The following is a 15,346-nucleotide window of genomic DNA, read 5'->3' on the forward strand; positions in this document are numbered from 1 at the left end:
GACCACACGATGAACCATCCTGCTCCCAACCTCCCGCCCGAGGCACTGGTCGCCCAGGGGCCGGCGTTGCTCGAACTCCACGCCGACGGTGTGGCGCACATTCGTCTGAACCGCCCCGAGGCGGCCAATGGCCTGAACATCGAGTTGCTCAAGGCGCTGCACGAGGTCGTGATGCAAGTGCATGGCGACGGCCGCGTGCGCGCCGTGCTGATCACCGGGGAAGGCAAGAACTTCTGCGCTGGCGGCGATGTGCACACCTTCCTCTCCAAGGGTGAAGACCTGCCGAACTACATCCGTGTGGCCACGGTGTACCTTCAACTCATCGCGGCGGGCCTGATGCGACTGAACCCGCCGGTGGTGTCGGCGGTGCAGGGCTTTGCGGCCGGCGGCGGTGGCATGGGGCTGGTGTGCTCGTCCGACTTTGTGGTGGCGGCCGAATCCGCCAAATTCCTGGCCGGTGCCACGCGCGTGGCCATGGTGCCGGATGCAGGGGTGTCGGTCACGCTGACGCAACTCGTTGGCCTGCGCCGCGCCACCGAGATCCTGATGCTCAATCCCGTGATCACGGCGCCCGAGGCCAGGGAGATGGGGCTCATCACCCGCGTGGTCCCCGACGAACGCCTGGCCGAAGAAGCATTGGCCCTGGCGCGCCAACTGGCCGCTGGCGCACCAGCGGCGCTGGCCAACACCAAACGCCTTTTGTGGAGCGGCATTGGCCAGGGTGTCGAGGCTGTCATGCCTGAAGAGAACCAGACCCAGGCCGTGCTCAGCGGCATGGCCGATGCGCGCGAAGGCCTCACGGCCGTGATCGAGAAGCGCGCGCCGCGCTTCGTGGGCCGATGATGAGCGCGACCCATCCGAACTCGCTGGCTGGGCGCCGCGCCTTCGTCACGGGCGGTGCCAGCGGCATTGGCGCGGCCATCGCACGGCGTCTGGCCGCCGATGGTGCAAGCGTGCTCATTGCCGACCTGCAGGGCGACGCCGCCGCGCGCCTGGCCACCGAGATCGGCGCCACCAGCGTGCAGCTCGACGTGGTCGATTTCGATCGTGTGCAGGCCACCGTGCGCGAGCATGGTCCCTTTGACATCCTGGTCAACAGCGCAGGCGTGGACCAGCACGCCTTCTTCACCCAGACCACGCCGGCCGACTGGCACCGGCTGCTGGCGGTGAATCTCGAATCGGTGCTCAACACCACCCATGCGGTGCTGCCCGCCATGCAGGCAGCGGGCCACGGGCGCATCGTCAACGTGGCGTCCGAAGCCGGCCGCCTGGGCTCGCGCGGCGGCTCGATCTACGCGGCCGCCAAGGGCGGGGTGATCGCATTCACGCGTTCCATCGCGCGCGAGAACGGCCGCAAGGGCATCACGGCCAATGTGGTCGCGCCCGGCCCGATCGACACTCCCTTGCTGCGCAAGGCGGTGGAACACGCCGGCGAGAAGATCCTGGGCGCCATGACCGGAGCCACCCTGGCCGGACGCCTGGGCACGCCCGATGAAGTGGCCGCTGCGGTGGCTTTCCTGGTGTCGGACGCCGCGGGCTTCGTCACTGGCGAGGTGCTTGGCGTGTCTGGCGGCATGGGGTGCGGGGCATGAACCCTGCCGTGCAGGCCATCGTCCAGCGCGTCAGCCAGACCTATGGTCGCTGGCGCCGCGACACCACGGTGGCCCAGATGCGCGCAGACTGGGACGCGCTCTTCAGTGCACGCGCAGAGGCGCTTGTCGAAGCGGTGGACGCGAACGGCGTGCCGTGCCAGTGGATCTGCGCTCCGGGCGCGCGCGAAAATCGCGTGGTGGTCTATTTCCACGGCGGCGGCTTCCAGGTGGGCTCGCTTGCCTCCCATGCGGAGCTCATGGCCGACGTATCGAGCGCCGCACAGGCCCGGGTGCTGGCGGTCGACTACCGACTCGCGCCCGAGCATCGGTATCCGGCGGCACTGGACGATGCGCTGAGTGCGTGGCGGTGGCTGTCAGGCCAGGGCGTGAAGCCATCGCAAGTGGCTGTGGCCGGCGACTCCGCTGGCGGCGGCCTCGCCTTGTCCTTGCTGCTCGCTTTGCAGGCGCGGGGCGAGCCGCTGCCATCGGCTTTCTGGGGCATGTCCGCCTGGACGGACCTCACCGCATCGGGCTCCAGCTACGAGACACGTTCCGCGCTCGACCCCATCCACCAGCGTCCCATGATCGTCGCCATGGCCCGCAACTACCTGGGCGCCGAAGGCAATGCCCGAGATCCGCTGGTGTCTCCGCTGCTGGCCACACCCGCGCAACTCGGTGCGCTGCCGCCGATGCTGCTGCAGGTCGGCGAGCGCGAGACCGTGGTGAGTGATTCAGAAGATTTCGTGCTCAAGGCGCGCCTGGCAGGTGCGCAGGCCGAGCTGCAGATCTGGCCAGAAATGATTCACGTCTTCCAGCAATTCCCTGCCGAACTGCCCGAGGCGCAACAGGCGCTCGAGGCGGGCGGCCAGTTCCTGGCGGCGCAATTCGACGCCGCTTCCACCCGAGAGAGACATCCATGATCGGAATCACCGGATTCGGCGGCTATCTGCCGCGATTGCGACTGTCGCGGCAAGCCGTGGCACAGGCCAATGCCTGGTACGCCCCCAGTTTTGCAGGCCGCAAGGGCACCCGCACCATGGCCAACTGGGACGAAGACAGCATCACCATGGCCGTGGCCGCCGCGCGAGACTGCCTGGGCGTGGGCGAGGATCGGCAGCACGTGCGCGCCGTGTTCCTGGCTTCCGACACGCTGCCATTCGCCGAACGGCTCAACGCGGGCGTGGTGGCGGGCGCACTCACGCTGGCCGAAGACATTGAAGCCATCGACATGGGGGGCTCGCAGCGTGCGGCACTGTCGGCGGTGGCGCAGGCGGTGGCCCGCGTGCAGTCGGGCGCGGGCGACGTGCTGGTTCTCGCTGCCGACGACCGCAGGACGCGAGCGGCCAGCCAGCAGGAGCTGGACTACGGCGACGCCGCCGCCGCGCTGCTGATCGGCACGGACAAGGTGCTGGCCGAGTACCTGGGCTCCAGCACGCTCTCTGTGGATTTCGTGGACCACTTCCGGGCCAGCGGCGAAGACATGGACTACCACTGGGAAGAGCGCTGGGTGCGCGACGAGGGCATTGGCAAGCTGATGCCGCGTGCCGTGGCTGCGGCGCTTCAACAGGCGAAGGTGAACGCCGGGCAGGTGGATCACTTCATCTTCCCCTCCAGCTTTGCCAAGATGGATGGGCAACTCGCCAAGGCCTGCGGCATCCGCGCCGAAGCGGTGGTGGATGCCTTGCTCGACCGGGTGGGTGACAGCGGACTGCCGCACGGACTGCTGCTGCTCGCGCATGTGCTCGAGCGCGCACAGCCCGGCCAGGTGATCGTGGTGGCGCAGTTCGGCAGCGGCGCGCAGGCGCTGGTGTTTCGCGTCACCGATGCCATCGGCTCGTTCAAGCCGGTGCGCGGCGTGAGCCAGTGGCTTGCACGCGGCGTCGAAGAACGCAACTACACCAAATTCCTCGCCTTCAAGGGCCAGGTTCAACTGGAGCGCGGCATGCGCGGCGAGCAGGACAAGAAGACCGCCCTGTCCACCGCCTGGCGCCATCGCGAGGCGCTGATGGGACTGGTGGCGGGTCGCTGCGAAGTGACGGGCAGCGTGCATTTCCCGCCGTCGCGCCTGTCGTACGACCAGGGCAAGCCGCTGCAGGACACGCAGAAACCCTACAAACTGGCGGACCGCCAGGCGCGCATCCTCTCGTGGTCGGCGGAATACCTGTCCTACCACCCGGCGCCACCGCACCACTACGGCCAGATCGACTTCGATGGCGGCGGCCGCATCCTGATGGACTTCACCGACCTTGATGTCGGCGAGGTCGACTCCGGCACCGCGATGGAGATGGTGTTTCGCGTCAAGGACGTGGATGAGCGCCGCGGGTTCACCCGCTATTTCTGGAAAGCCACGCCGGTGCGTGTCGCTTCCGCCAACGCTTGAAAGGAACCAGCATGGCCACAGGCATCAAGGACAAGGTCGCCATCCTCGGGATGGGTTGCAGCAAGTTCGGGGAGCGCTGGGATGCCAGCCCCGAAGATCTCATGCTGGAGGCCTACAACGAGGCCATGGCCGACGCGGGCATTTCGCCCGAGCAACTCGGCGCGGCCTGGTACTCCACCCACATGGACGACGTGGGCACGGGGCGCGGCGGCACCGCCATGGGCATCGCGCTGCGCCTGCCCAACATCGGCGTCACGCGCGTGGAAAACTTCTGCGCTGGTGGTTCCGAGGCCACGCGTGCAGCGGTGTACGCGGTGGCCGCCGGTGCCTGCGACATCGCGCTGGCGCTGGGCGTGGAAAAACTCAAGGACACCGGCTACGGCGGCCTGCCGATGGCGCAGGTCGGCACCTACATTCCACAGTGGTATCCCAACGCAGTGGCTCCGGCCAACTTCGCGCAACTGGCCAGCGCCTATCGCACCAAGCACGGCATCGACGCCGCGCTGCTCAAGCGGGCGATCTCGCATGTGTCGATCAAAAGCCACGCCAACGGCGCCAAGAACCCCAAGGCCCATCTGCAGAAGGCCATCACGGAAGAGCAATGCCTCAAGGCGCCCACCATCGCGGCGCCGCTGGGGTTGTTCGATTGTTGCGGCGTGTCCGACGGCGCGGCGGCGGTGATCGTCACCACGCCCGAGATCGCGCGCGCGCTCGGCAAGACCGATCTGGTCACCTTCAAGGCCTTGCAAGTCGCGGTGTCCAATGGCTGGGAACTCCAGTCCAGCGAATGGGATGGCAGCTACGTGCACACCGCGCGCGTCGCGGCAAAGAAGGCCTATCAGGAAGCCGGGATTCGCGATCCGCGCAAGGAACTCAGCATGACCGAGGTGCATGACTGCTTCTCCATCACCGAGCTGGTGACCATGGAAGACCTGGGCCTGTCTGGCGAAGGCCAGGCGGTGCGCGACGTGCTCGACGGCGTGTTCGACGCCGATGGTGACGTGCCCTGCCAGATCGACGGCGGCCTCAAGTGCTTCGGCCACCCGGTGGGCGCCAGCGGCATTCGCATGCTCTACGAGATCTACCTGCAACTGCAGGGCCGGGCCGGCCAGCGCCAGCTCGCCGACCCGAAGACCGGGTTGATCCACAACCTGGGTGGACAGCCCTCGCAGAACGTGTGCTCGATCTCCATCGTTGGCCTGGAAGGGGTCTGACGGTGGCGGAGCCTGCTGTCCTGCTTGACCAGCCTGCGCCGCACGTGGCCCGGCTGCTCATCAATCGTCCGCTCAAGCGCAACGCGATCGACTTCGACGTGCGCGAGCAGATGACCGTGCATCTGCGCGGTCTGCTGCAAGACACCTCGACGCGTGCCCTCGTGCTGGGTGGCGTGGGCGGAGTTTTCTCGGCTGGCGGTGATGTGACCAGCATGCAGGGCCTGGACGAGGCAAAAGCGCGCGCGCGGATGCAGCACATCCACGTCCTCTGCCAATTGGTGGCTGGTGCGCGTTTCCCGGTGGTCAGCGCCATGGAAGGCATCGCGGCGGGCGCAGTGGTCGGCCTGGCACTGCTGGGGGACCACGTGGTGGGCGGTCCGGGCACTCGTGTGCTCTTTCCCTTCCTGCGGCTCGGACTCGCGCCCGACTGGGGCCAGTTGCTCACGCTGCCGCGCAAGGTCGGCATCGGCAACGCCCGCCGCATCCTCAGCCGCGGCGAGGCGGTGGGCGGCGACGAGGCGCTGCGCATCGGCCTGCTCGATGAACTGGTGGCCGACGAAGACGTCATGGGCGCGGCCGTGCGCAGGGCGTCCGAACTGGCGCGCCTGCCGCAGGAGGCCTACAGCCGGATGAAGCAGCGACTCAACCACGCTTCCGGTTCCCTCGCGGAGGAACTGGCACGGGAGGAATCGGACCAGGCCGTCTGCCTGCTCGGCAACGACTTCCAGGAAGGCTTCGCGGCCTTTCGCGAAAAGCGCGCGCCCGACTTTGTTCGCCAGGGAGGCGACCAGTGACGACCGACACAACCCCGCCACCCGTGCTGGTGCGCCGCGAAGGTGCGGTGGGCCTGGTGACCCTGAACCGCCCTGAAAAGAGGAATGCGCTGGACCTCACCATGCGCGCCGCCATTGCGGCTGCCGTGGAGGAGCTGGCGCGCGACGGCGAAATCCGCGCCCTGGTCATCACCGGCAGCGAAACGGTGTTTGCCGCCGGTGCCGACCTCAACCTGCTGGTGGACAAGGGCGCCCAGGACGTCGCCGACATCGACCTGGGTCAGTACTGGGCGCCAGTGGCGAACTGTGGCAAGCCGGTCATTGCGGCGGTCAGTGGCTTCGCACTGGGTGCCGGCTGTGAGCTCGCGCTGATGTGCGATTTCATCGTGGCCGACGAAAGCGCGCGATTCGGACAACCGGAGCTCGCCGTGGGCATCATGCCGGGCGCCGGCGGCACCCAGCGGCTGGTGCGCAGCCTGGGCAAGCAGGTGGCCGGCCTGATGCTGCTCACCGGTGAACAGGTCACGGGCACACGCGCTTTCCAGCTGGGCCTGGTGGCCGATCTCGCCGACCCCGGGCACGCACTGGCCCGTGCCATGGAACTGGCCAGGAAGGCGGCCCGCATGCCACCCAAGGCGGTGGCCGCCACTCGGCGTGTGTTGCGCCAGGGCGCCGACCTGCCGCTGGATGCCGCGCTGGCGCTGGAGAACCGCGAATTCCTGCTGCTGTTCGACACCGCCGACAAGACCGAAGGCATGCGCGCCTTCCTGGACAAACGCAAGCCCGACTTCAAGGGATTCTGAACATGGCGGAGAAGATCACCATCGGCGTCGTGGGCGCCGGCACCATGGGGCGCGGCATCGTGCAACTGTTCGCGCAGGCGGGCCATGCCGTGCGCTGCTTTGACGCGCAGGCCGGTGCGGCCCAGGCGGCGGTGGAGCATGTCGTGGGCATGCTCCAGCGCAGCGTGGAAAAGGGCCGTCTGAGCGCCGATGCGTTCGAGCGCATCCGGGCGAACATCAGCGTGGCCGGCGACCTGCCGGCGCTGGCGGGTTGTGGCGTCGTGATCGAAGCCATTGTCGAGGACCTGGGCGTCAAGCGAGAGCTGTTCCGCAGCCTGGAGGCCATCCTGGCCGATGATGCCGTGCTGGCGACCAACACGTCGTCGCTCACCGTGTCCGACATCGCCGCGGGCTGCGCGCGGCCGCAGCGAGTGGCGGGGCTGCACTTCTTCAACCCGGTGCCCTTGATGAAGGTGGCCGAGGTCATTGCGGCCGTGCGCACCGATGCCGCCACGGTGCGCCTGCTGCAGGCCCTCACCGAAGGCGCTGGCCACCGCGCGGTGGTCACGGCCGATCAGCCCGGTTTCCTGGTGAACCATGCGGGCCGCGGCCTCTACACCGAAGGCTTGCGCGTGGTCGAGGAACAGGTGGCGAGCCCTGCCGACGTGGACGACGTGCTGCGCGAGGGCCTGGGTTTTCGCATGGGCCCGTTCGAACTGCTCGACCTCACTGGCCTGGACGTGTCCTCCCGGGTCATGGCCTCCATCTACGAACAGTTCCAGCAGGAACCACGCTTTCGCCCCTCTTCGCTGGTGCCGCCGCGTGTGGCAGCCGGTCTGTTCGGGCGCAAGAGCGGCGAGGGCTGGTACCGTTACGAAGCCGGTCAGCAACAACGACCCGCCGCACGCCCGGTGCCTGCGCTGCCCGCCAACCTGCGCGTGTGGGTCGACCCGCATGCCGAGCAGGCGGACGGCTTGAAGGGCCTGGCCACTGCGGCAGGCCTGGCGCTGGCTCCGCGCGGTTCGGACGCCGATCTGTGCATCGTGCAGCCATGGGGTATGGACGCCACCACCACGGCGCTCCTGCTTGGCCTGGACCCGGCCCGGACCGTGGCTGTGGACCCGCTCACGCCACTCGGCCTGCGCCGCACGCTGATGCTCACCTCGGTCACCGCTGGGCCCGCGCGCGATGCCGCACACGCCTTGCTGGCCAGCGATGGCGTGGCGGTGACCTTGATCAACGACTCCGGTGGCTTCATCGCGCAGCGCGTGATCGCGACCATCGTCAACATCGCGGCCAACATCGCGCAGCGCGGCATCGCCAGCGTGGCCGACCTCGAAGACGCCGTGAAGCTGGGCCTGGGCTATCCGCATGGGCCGCTGGCCTGGGGCGACCGCATCGGACCAGCGCGCATCCTGGCGATCCTGCGCGCCCAGCAGGACGCCACGGGTGATCCGCGCTACCGCCCAAGCCCCTGGCTGGTGCGCCGCGTCGCGCTCGGGCAACCTCTGGTCATGCCGGAGGCGGAGCGATGAGCGAGGGCGCTCTCGACCTCGATCACCTGCGCCAGTGGGTCGGCCGATCGGCCACGCAAGAGCAGCACCTCGAGCCGTTTGCGGCGCGTGCCCTGGCCGGACTGCTGGACCGCGACGCCGCGCCGGTCGAGGGCGACGCACTGCCGCTGCTGTGGCACTGGCTCTATTTCCTGGAAGCACCGAGCCGCGCCGGCACCGGCGTGGATGGCCACCCCAGGCGTGGTGGCTTCCTGCCGCCCGTGCCGCTGCCGCGCCGAATGTGGGCCGCCGGTGAACTCACGCTGCACCGGCCGCTGCGCCTGGGCCGCAACGCGCGCAAGACCTCCACGGTGCGCAGCGTGGATCTCAAGCAGGGCAAGGCCGGCGCGCTGGTGTTCGTGACGGTGGCGCACGAACTGACACAGGACGACCGTGCGTGCATCAGTGAGCTGCAGCACATCGTCTACCGCGAGGCGCCCACCGCCCACGCACCGCTGCCGCCCGGTGAGACCGCGCCCACGGGGGCCGAATGGTCGCGCGAACTGGCGCCCGACACGCCCCTGCTGTTTCGCTACTCTGCGCTCACCTACAACGGACACCGCATCCATTACGACCGCGACTACGCCACGCAGGTGGAGTTCTATCCCGGGCTGGTCGTCCACGGTCCCTTGCTCGCCACGCTGCTGCTGGATCTGGCGCAGCGCGAGCGCCCAGGCGCCGACATCCGCAACTTCTCGTTTCGCGCCATGCGGCCTGCGTTCGAGGGCGCCGCCCTGCAGTTGTGCGGCACGCCCACCACCACCGGCGCCGAGCTCTGGACAAGCGACGCCGAAGGCTTCACCGGCATGAAGGCCACGGCGACCTTCGCCTGAGACTTTCCTGCCCCCCAACAGACCAACTACCCTGGAGACACATCCATGAATGCAACCACCGCCCGCTTCGACGCGGTCGTGATCGGCGCCGGTGCCGGCGGCATGAGCGCGGCCGCACGCCTCACCGCCGCTGGCAAGAAGGTGCTGCTCGTCGAGCGGCTTGGTCGCCTCGGCGGGCGCGCGTCGAGCGAAGTCATCGACGGGCACATCGTGAACATCGGGGCCATCGCCATCGAACGCGGCGGCATCTTTGAAGAGACCTTCGACATGCTGGGCGTGCCGCTGGACATCCGCGAACCCAATCCCGCGACGGTGTTCTACATTGATGGCAAGGTCATCAACGTTGCCAAAGGCGGCTGGGGCGTCCTGCTGGGCACCTTCACCAAACAGGCCGCCAAGATCGGCGGCAAATTCGCCGATGCGCGCGCGGGCGACCTCCCCGAGGCCCGCCTGACCACGCAGCAGTGGCTGGAACAATACACCTCCAACAAGACCGTGCACGCGATCTTTCGCAACCTCTGCGCGGCCATCTTCGCGGTCAATGCCGACGAACTTCCGGCGCGTGCCTTCCTGGTGTACTTTGCGCAGAAGGGGGCCTTCAAGCGCTTCGGCTTCTGCCCACGCGGCACCGTCGGGCTGTGGGACGACCTGGGACAGGGCATCCGCGCGCGCGGTGGCGAGATCTGGCTGGATTCGCCGGTGGTGGCGATGCACGCGGAGAACGGCCGCGTCACTGCGCTGGACATCGAGCACGACGGTGTGGTGCAGCGGGTGGAGGCAGGTGTCGTGATCAGCAATATCGGCCCCACTGCCACCGCGCAGCTGCCGGGTGCCGAGGCCATGGGTGCGACGTACATCGAGCAGGCCAGGTCCGCACCACGGCCGGCGGCCAACATCGTCATCAACTTCGCCACGCGTGAGCGGCTGCTGGACGTGCCGGGCCTGGTCACCTTCGGTCCGACGCGGCGCCTGTGCAACCTGGGCGAACTCACCGCCACCTGCCCCGAGCTCGCGCCCGCCGGCTGGTACCAGTACGTCGCCTATGCCGTGCCGCGCCCGGCCATTGGCGACTTCGACGAGACAACCGAGATCGAGGCATCGCTGCAGGACCTGCGCGACATCTTCCCCGGGTTCAAGGACGCGAAGATGCTGTCCGTGCGCGTGATGCGCGATGGATGGCCGGCTCAGCGTTCCTGCGCGGGTTACGACATGTCGCAGGACACGCCGCTGGCCAACCTCTGGCACGTGGGCGACGCGGTGAAGGACTACGGCGACGGCGGAACCCAGGCTTGCGCCTACACCGGTCGTGAGGCCGCCAACAAGGCCCTGGCCGCGCTCGCGACAGCGGTCGCCTGAGAAAAGGCCCCCGATGAACGACACGATGGAAAGACAACTGGGCGCCGCACGCGAGGTGCTGGCCACGCTGCGGCCCGCGCTCGATGCCGGTGTGCAGGCGCTGGCGCAAACCTGCGCGCGCGATGGCCGGCTGGACAACCGACTGCTCGATACCCGGCAGGTGGCCTGCTTCGAGATGGCCTGGGCCGGTGCTGAACTGCTGGCGGCCGAAACCAGCGTGGCCGCGCTCACGCCCGCTGCCGCGCGACTGCAGGCGCAGTTGGCCCTGGTCTTCACGGTGGAAGCCGTGGGCTCGGTGCTCGAGCGGCTGGAGACGGTCTATGCCGAGGCCGGCCTGGACGCCGAGCCGCTGCGCGCCGTGCGCGACGGTGCCGCGTGGACCATTCTGCGGCGCGAAGCAGGCGGAGCGCGTGCGCTGGAGGCCGCGGGCCAGGCGGTGGCCGCGTCCGATGGCGACCCGGGTGGCATCGTGCTCGACGAACCCCACGCGCTGGCGCAGGACGCCTTTCGCCGCTTTGCCAGCGAGGTGGTTGCGCCACAGGCCGAGGCCATTCACCGGCACGACCTGACGGTGCCCGAATCCTTGCTGGGCCCCATGCGCGAGATGGGCGTGTTCGGCCTGGCGATTCCCGAGAAATTCGGCGGCAGCGGGCCGGACGACCGAGACGACACCTTGCTGATGGTGGTGGTGACCGAGGCGCTGTCCGAAGGGTCGCTGGCCGCAGCCGGCAGCCTCATCACGCGTCCCGAGATCCTGAGCCGCGCGCTGATGGCGGGCGGCACCGAGGCGCAGAAGGCCGACTGGCTGCCGCGCCTGGCGGCGGGCGATCCCCTGTGCGCCATCGCCATCACGGAACCGGACTACGGCTCCGACGTCGCCGCGCTCGGCCTCAAAGGCACGCGCGTGCCCGGCGGATGGCGGCTCAACGGAGCCAAGACCTGGTGTACTTTCGCCGGCAAGGCCGGCGTGCTGATGGTGGTGACGCGCACCGACCCCGACCGCGCACGCGGCCACAAGGGCCTGAGCGTGCTGCTGGTGGAAAAGCCCTCGTACGACACGCACGAGTTCGCCTTCCAGCAGGACGGCGGCGGCAAGCTGACCGGGCGCGCCATCCCGACCATTGGTTACCGAGGCATGCATTCGTTCGACCTCGCGTTCGAGGACTTCTTCGTGCCCGATGCCAACGTGATCGGTGGCGAAGCCGGCGTGGGCAAGGGCTTCTACTTCACCATGGCCGGCATGGTGGGCGGACGCATGCAGACCGCCGCACGCGCCTGCGGCGTGATGCGCGCCGCCCTGCGCGCGGCCATTCGCTACACCGGTGACCGCAAGGTCTTCGGGTCGGCGCTGGCCGAGTTCCCGCTGACACAGGCCAAGCTCGCGCGCATGGCAGCACGCCTGGCGGCCTGCCGCCAGCTGGCGTACACGGTGGCGGGCATCGTCGATGAGGGCAATGGCCGCATGGAGGCCAGCCTGGTCAAGCTGCTGGCCTGCCGCTCGGCCGAGATGGTCACGCGCGAGGCCCTGCAGCTGCACGGTGGCATGGGCTACGCGGAGGAGACGGCGGTGAGCCGCTACTTCGTCGATGCGCGCGTGCTCTCGATCTTCGAGGGCGCGGAGGAGACGCTGGCGCTCAAGGTGATCGCGCGCAGCCTGATGGAACGCACGCTGGGTGTCCAGCCGGCGGGAGAATGACGGCATGATCGAAGGCATTCTGGCGGGCATGCGGGTGGTCGAGGCTTCGGCCTTCGTGGCCGCGCCGCTGGGGGGGATGACACTCGCGCAGATGGGCGCCGACGTGATCCGCATCGACCCGCTGGGCGGCGGGCTCGACCACCGCCGCTGGCCGGTGACGGCCGACAACACCAGCCTGTTCTGGTGTGGCTTGAACAAGTGCAAGCGCTCCGTGGCGCTGGACCTGGCCTCTGGCGAAGGGCGCGAGCTGGCGATGGCGCTCATCACCGCGCCGGGCGAGGACGCGGGCCTGTTCCTGACCAATTTCCCGCCGCGCGGCTGGCTCGACCCCGATGCCTTGCGCCAGCGCCGCCCCGACCTGATCCAGCTGACCCTGCAAGGCGACCGCCACGGTGGTTCTGCAGTGGATTACACCGCCAACGCCCGCATCGGCATGCCCTTCATCACCGGCGATCCAGATGCCACAGAGCCGGTCAACCACGTGCTGCCGGCCTGGGACCTCATCGCCGGCCAGCTCGTGGCCACGGGCCTGCTGGCCGCCGAACGCCACCGCCGCCGCACGGGGGAGGGCCAGCACGTCAGGCTGGCGCTGCAGGACGTGGCGCTGGCGGCCCTGGGCAACCTGGGCTTTATCGCCGAAGCCCGTGCCGGCCAGGTGCGTGAGCGCCATGGCAACGAACTGTTCGGCGCCTTTGGTCGCGACTTCGTCTGCGCCGACGGCGAACGGGTGATGGTGGTGGGCCTGACCGGCAAGCAATGGCGTTCCATCTGCGACGCACTGGCCATCGGACCTGCTGTCGATGCGCTGGGTGCTCGCCTCGGGCTCGATCTGCGCCGGGAGGGCGACCGTTTCCGCGCCCGGCGCGAACTCGCCGAACTCGTGCGGCCCTGGATCGCCGCGCGGCCGATGAGCGAAGTGGCCCAGGTGTTCGATCAGCATGGCGTGTGCTGGAGCCGCTACCAGACGCTGGCCCAGCTGGTCAACGACGATCCCGAGTGCAGCGCGGCCAACCCGCTGTTCCGAGAATTCGACCAGGCGGGCGTGGGGCCCGTGCTGGCGCCGGGAACGCCGCTGACTTTTCAGGCCTCGCTGCGGGTGCCGGCCGGACCGGCGCCGCTCCTGGGCCAGCACACCGAAGAGGTGCTCCATGAGTTGCTGGGCATCGACCAGGCTGCGTTCGGCAAACTGATCGAACGGGGTCTGGTGCTGGGGCTGGCTAGCTAGGCCCCCACGCTCCGCCGCTGCGCGGGTCGCTGCCCCCCGAGGGGGCTGGGCCTGCCTTGGGGGCGGCCCGGCGGCTGGCCCCTGGCCCCCACGCTCCGCCGCTGCGCGGGTCGCTGCCCCCCGAGGGGGCTGGGCCTGCCTTGGGGGCGGCCCGGCGGCTGGCCCTGGCCCCCACGCTCCGCCGCTGCGCGGGTCGCTGCTCCCTGAGGGGGCTGGGCCTGCATTGGGGCGGCCCGGCGGCTGGCCCGTTCTTGTTGCCCCCACGCTCCGCCGCTGCGCGGGTCGCTGTCCCCCGGGCGAGGGACAGCCGTTCGGGCAAACCCGGAGCACGATCCGGGTGGCCTGACCTTAATATAGACCGTCGCGTCGGTCTAATTAGGCCCCGGCACCCCACCAATCATTCCTCCAGGAGACTCGCCATGATTCACTCGCTTCGATGTCTGGCCGCTGCTCTGGCCGTGGCTGGCTGCGCTTTCGGCGCTGCCAGCGCCTCGGCACAGACCACCACCGTGAAATACTCCAACTGGCTGCCTGCGGGCCAGGCCATGCGCGTGGAGGTGATCGAGCCCTGGATCGTGGAGGTGGAGAAGGTCACCCAGGGGCGCGTGAAGATCGACACCCTGCCCAAGGTCGTGGGCACCGTCCCCGCGCAGTTCGACGTGGCCCGTGACGGCCAGGCCGACCTGGTGGTGTTCATCCCCGGTTACACGCCGAATCGCTTCGACATCCTGGAAGTGGCGCAGCTGCCCTTCATGGGCGATGACCCGGAAAAGCTGGCGCCGGTGGTGGACCGCTTCTACCGCAAGCACCTGGCGTCGTACAACGAGTTCAAGGGCGTGCATCCCTTGTCCGTCTATGTGGTCTCGCCGGGCCAGATCTTCAACCGCGTGCGCCCGATCAAGGCGCTGGCCGACTTCAAAGGTCTGAAGGTCCGCAGTCCGCAAGCCAGTGCCACCCAGGCGCTGACACTGCTGGGCGCCGTGCCAGTTTCCAAGCCTGTGAGCGAAACCTACGAGCTGCTGTCCTCGGGCGTGCTCGATGGCACTTTCATGCCACCGGAATCCATCCCTGCCTACAAGCTCACCGACCTGGTGCCCCACGCCACCGTCGTGCCCGGTGCGCTCTACAACACCGTGCTGGTGCTGGGCATCAACGAGGACAAATGGAAGTCGATCAGCCAGGCGGACCGCGACGCCATCACCCGCATCTCGGGTGATGTCTTTGCGGCGAACATCGGCCGCGCCTACGCCAAGGGAGACAAGGCGGCGTTCGACACCATCCGCAAGGCGGGCCGCACAGTGGAAGTGCTCTCCGAACCGGTGGTGGCCGAGATGAAGAAAACGCTGCAACCCATCGAGAAGGACTGGGTCGAGAAAGTGAAGAAGAAGGGCGTGGCCGATCCCCAGAAGCTGATTGACCAGTTGCGCGCTGACTTCGCTGCGGCGAAGTGAGACCAAGGTGGCCAAACGGGCACACGGCAGGTTCGTGCTCGCGCTGGAAGGCGCGGGTGTCGTTGCCCTGTTCATCCTGATGGTGGTGGTCTTCGTCGACGTGGTCGGCCGCAACCTGTTCAACCGGCCCCTGCCCTGGGGCACGGAACTGCTGGAAGTGGTGCTGGCCGTGCTGATCTTCGCCCTGTACCCCGTGCTGGCGCTGCGTTCCAGCCATATCACGGTGGATCTGATCCCGTTGCCGCGCGCGTTGCGGGCACCGCAGCGCGCGCTGGCCGGGCTGGTGGGCGCCACCCTGTTCGGGGTGATCGCCTTCTGCACTGCGCGCCAGGCGATCCGCTCCGCCGGCTATGGCGATGCATCGCCGCTGCTGCAGATTCCCACGGCCTACGTGCTGTGGGGCATGTGCGCGCTGTCGGTGGTGTCCGCGTTCGCCTTCCTGGCTGCGGTCCCGCGCAAAGTGCCCGCGCAGGGCACGGCGGTGGATTGAC

Annotated in this window: 14 protein-coding genes; all 14 read left to right on the forward strand. The window is 68.8% G+C overall.

Annotation, left to right across the window (positions count from 1 at the left end):
* Positions 1–9 precede the first annotated feature (9 nt).
* Positions 10–843 carry an enoyl-CoA hydratase/isomerase family protein gene (locus AB7F11_RS10895; RefSeq protein WP_428288367.1) on the forward strand — a complete coding sequence of 278 codons (834 nt, stop codon included), beginning with the start codon at positions 10–12 and terminating at the stop codon, positions 841–843.
* The gene (locus tag AB7F11_RS10900; protein WP_428300740.1) at positions 843–1,592 is read left to right on the forward strand and encodes an SDR family NAD(P)-dependent oxidoreductase; all 750 of its coding nucleotides are present in this window, start codon (positions 843–845) and stop codon (positions 1,590–1,592) included. The genes AB7F11_RS10895 and AB7F11_RS10900 overlap by 1 nt, the downstream gene beginning before the upstream one ends.
* Positions 1,589–2,512, forward strand: a complete 924-nt coding sequence (locus AB7F11_RS10905) for an alpha/beta hydrolase (protein ID WP_428299998.1) — start codon at positions 1,589–1,591, stop codon at positions 2,510–2,512. Before AB7F11_RS10900 ends, AB7F11_RS10905 begins: the two co-directional genes overlap by 4 nt.
* Positions 2,509–3,972, forward strand: coding sequence for a hydroxymethylglutaryl-CoA synthase family protein (locus AB7F11_RS10910; protein WP_428288370.1), 1,464 nt, complete (start codon positions 2,509–2,511; stop codon positions 3,970–3,972). The genes AB7F11_RS10905 and AB7F11_RS10910 overlap by 4 nt, the downstream gene beginning before the upstream one ends.
* Positions 3,973–3,983: 11 nt before the next feature.
* Positions 3,984–5,186, forward strand: coding sequence for an acetyl-CoA acetyltransferase (locus tag AB7F11_RS10915; protein WP_428288371.1), 1,203 nt, complete (start codon positions 3,984–3,986; stop codon positions 5,184–5,186).
* Between the two features lie 2 nt (positions 5,187–5,188).
* Positions 5,189–5,980 carry an enoyl-CoA hydratase/isomerase family protein gene (locus tag AB7F11_RS10920; protein ID WP_428288372.1) on the forward strand — a complete coding sequence of 264 codons (792 nt, stop codon included), beginning with the start codon at positions 5,189–5,191 and terminating at the stop codon, positions 5,978–5,980.
* Complete coding sequence (locus tag AB7F11_RS10925) at positions 5,977–6,762, forward strand: enoyl-CoA hydratase-related protein (protein WP_428288373.1); 786 nt, start codon at positions 5,977–5,979, stop codon at positions 6,760–6,762. The genes AB7F11_RS10920 and AB7F11_RS10925 overlap by 4 nt, the downstream gene beginning before the upstream one ends.
* 2 nt (positions 6,763–6,764) lie before the next feature.
* Positions 6,765–8,276: a 3-hydroxyacyl-CoA dehydrogenase gene (locus AB7F11_RS10930; protein WP_428288374.1), complete on the forward strand. Its 1,512-nt coding sequence runs from the start codon at positions 6,765–6,767 to the stop codon at positions 8,274–8,276.
* On the forward strand, positions 8,273–9,127 hold the full coding sequence (locus AB7F11_RS10935; protein ID WP_428288375.1) for an FAS1-like dehydratase domain-containing protein: 855 nt from the start codon (positions 8,273–8,275) through the stop codon (positions 9,125–9,127). The genes AB7F11_RS10930 and AB7F11_RS10935 overlap by 4 nt, the downstream gene beginning before the upstream one ends.
* Before the next feature lie 45 nt (positions 9,128–9,172).
* Positions 9,173–10,483: a phytoene desaturase family protein gene (locus AB7F11_RS10940; RefSeq protein ID WP_428288376.1), complete on the forward strand. Its 1,311-nt coding sequence runs from the start codon at positions 9,173–9,175 to the stop codon at positions 10,481–10,483.
* Positions 10,484–10,496: 13 nt separating this feature from the next.
* On the forward strand, positions 10,497–12,179 hold the full coding sequence (locus tag AB7F11_RS10945) for an acyl-CoA dehydrogenase family protein (protein WP_428288377.1): 1,683 nt from the start codon (positions 10,497–10,499) through the stop codon (positions 12,177–12,179).
* A gap of 4 nt (positions 12,180–12,183) precedes the next feature.
* On the forward strand, positions 12,184–13,404 hold the full coding sequence (locus AB7F11_RS10950; protein WP_428288378.1) for a CoA transferase: 1,221 nt from the start codon (positions 12,184–12,186) through the stop codon (positions 13,402–13,404).
* Between the two features lie 419 nt (positions 13,405–13,823).
* Positions 13,824–14,855 carry a TRAP transporter substrate-binding protein gene (locus AB7F11_RS10955; RefSeq protein ID WP_428288379.1) on the forward strand — a complete coding sequence of 344 codons (1,032 nt, stop codon included), beginning with the start codon at positions 13,824–13,826 and terminating at the stop codon, positions 14,853–14,855.
* Positions 14,856–14,862: 7 nt separating this feature from the next.
* Positions 14,863–15,345 carry a TRAP transporter small permease gene (locus AB7F11_RS10960; protein ID WP_428288380.1) on the forward strand — a complete coding sequence of 161 codons (483 nt, stop codon included), beginning with the start codon at positions 14,863–14,865 and terminating at the stop codon, positions 15,343–15,345.
* The last annotated feature ends 1 nt before the right edge of the window (position 15,346 follow it).

This window comes from Hydrogenophaga sp., assembly GCF_050250835.1.
Lineage (GTDB): Bacteria > Pseudomonadota > Gammaproteobacteria > Burkholderiales > Burkholderiaceae_C > Hydrogenophaga.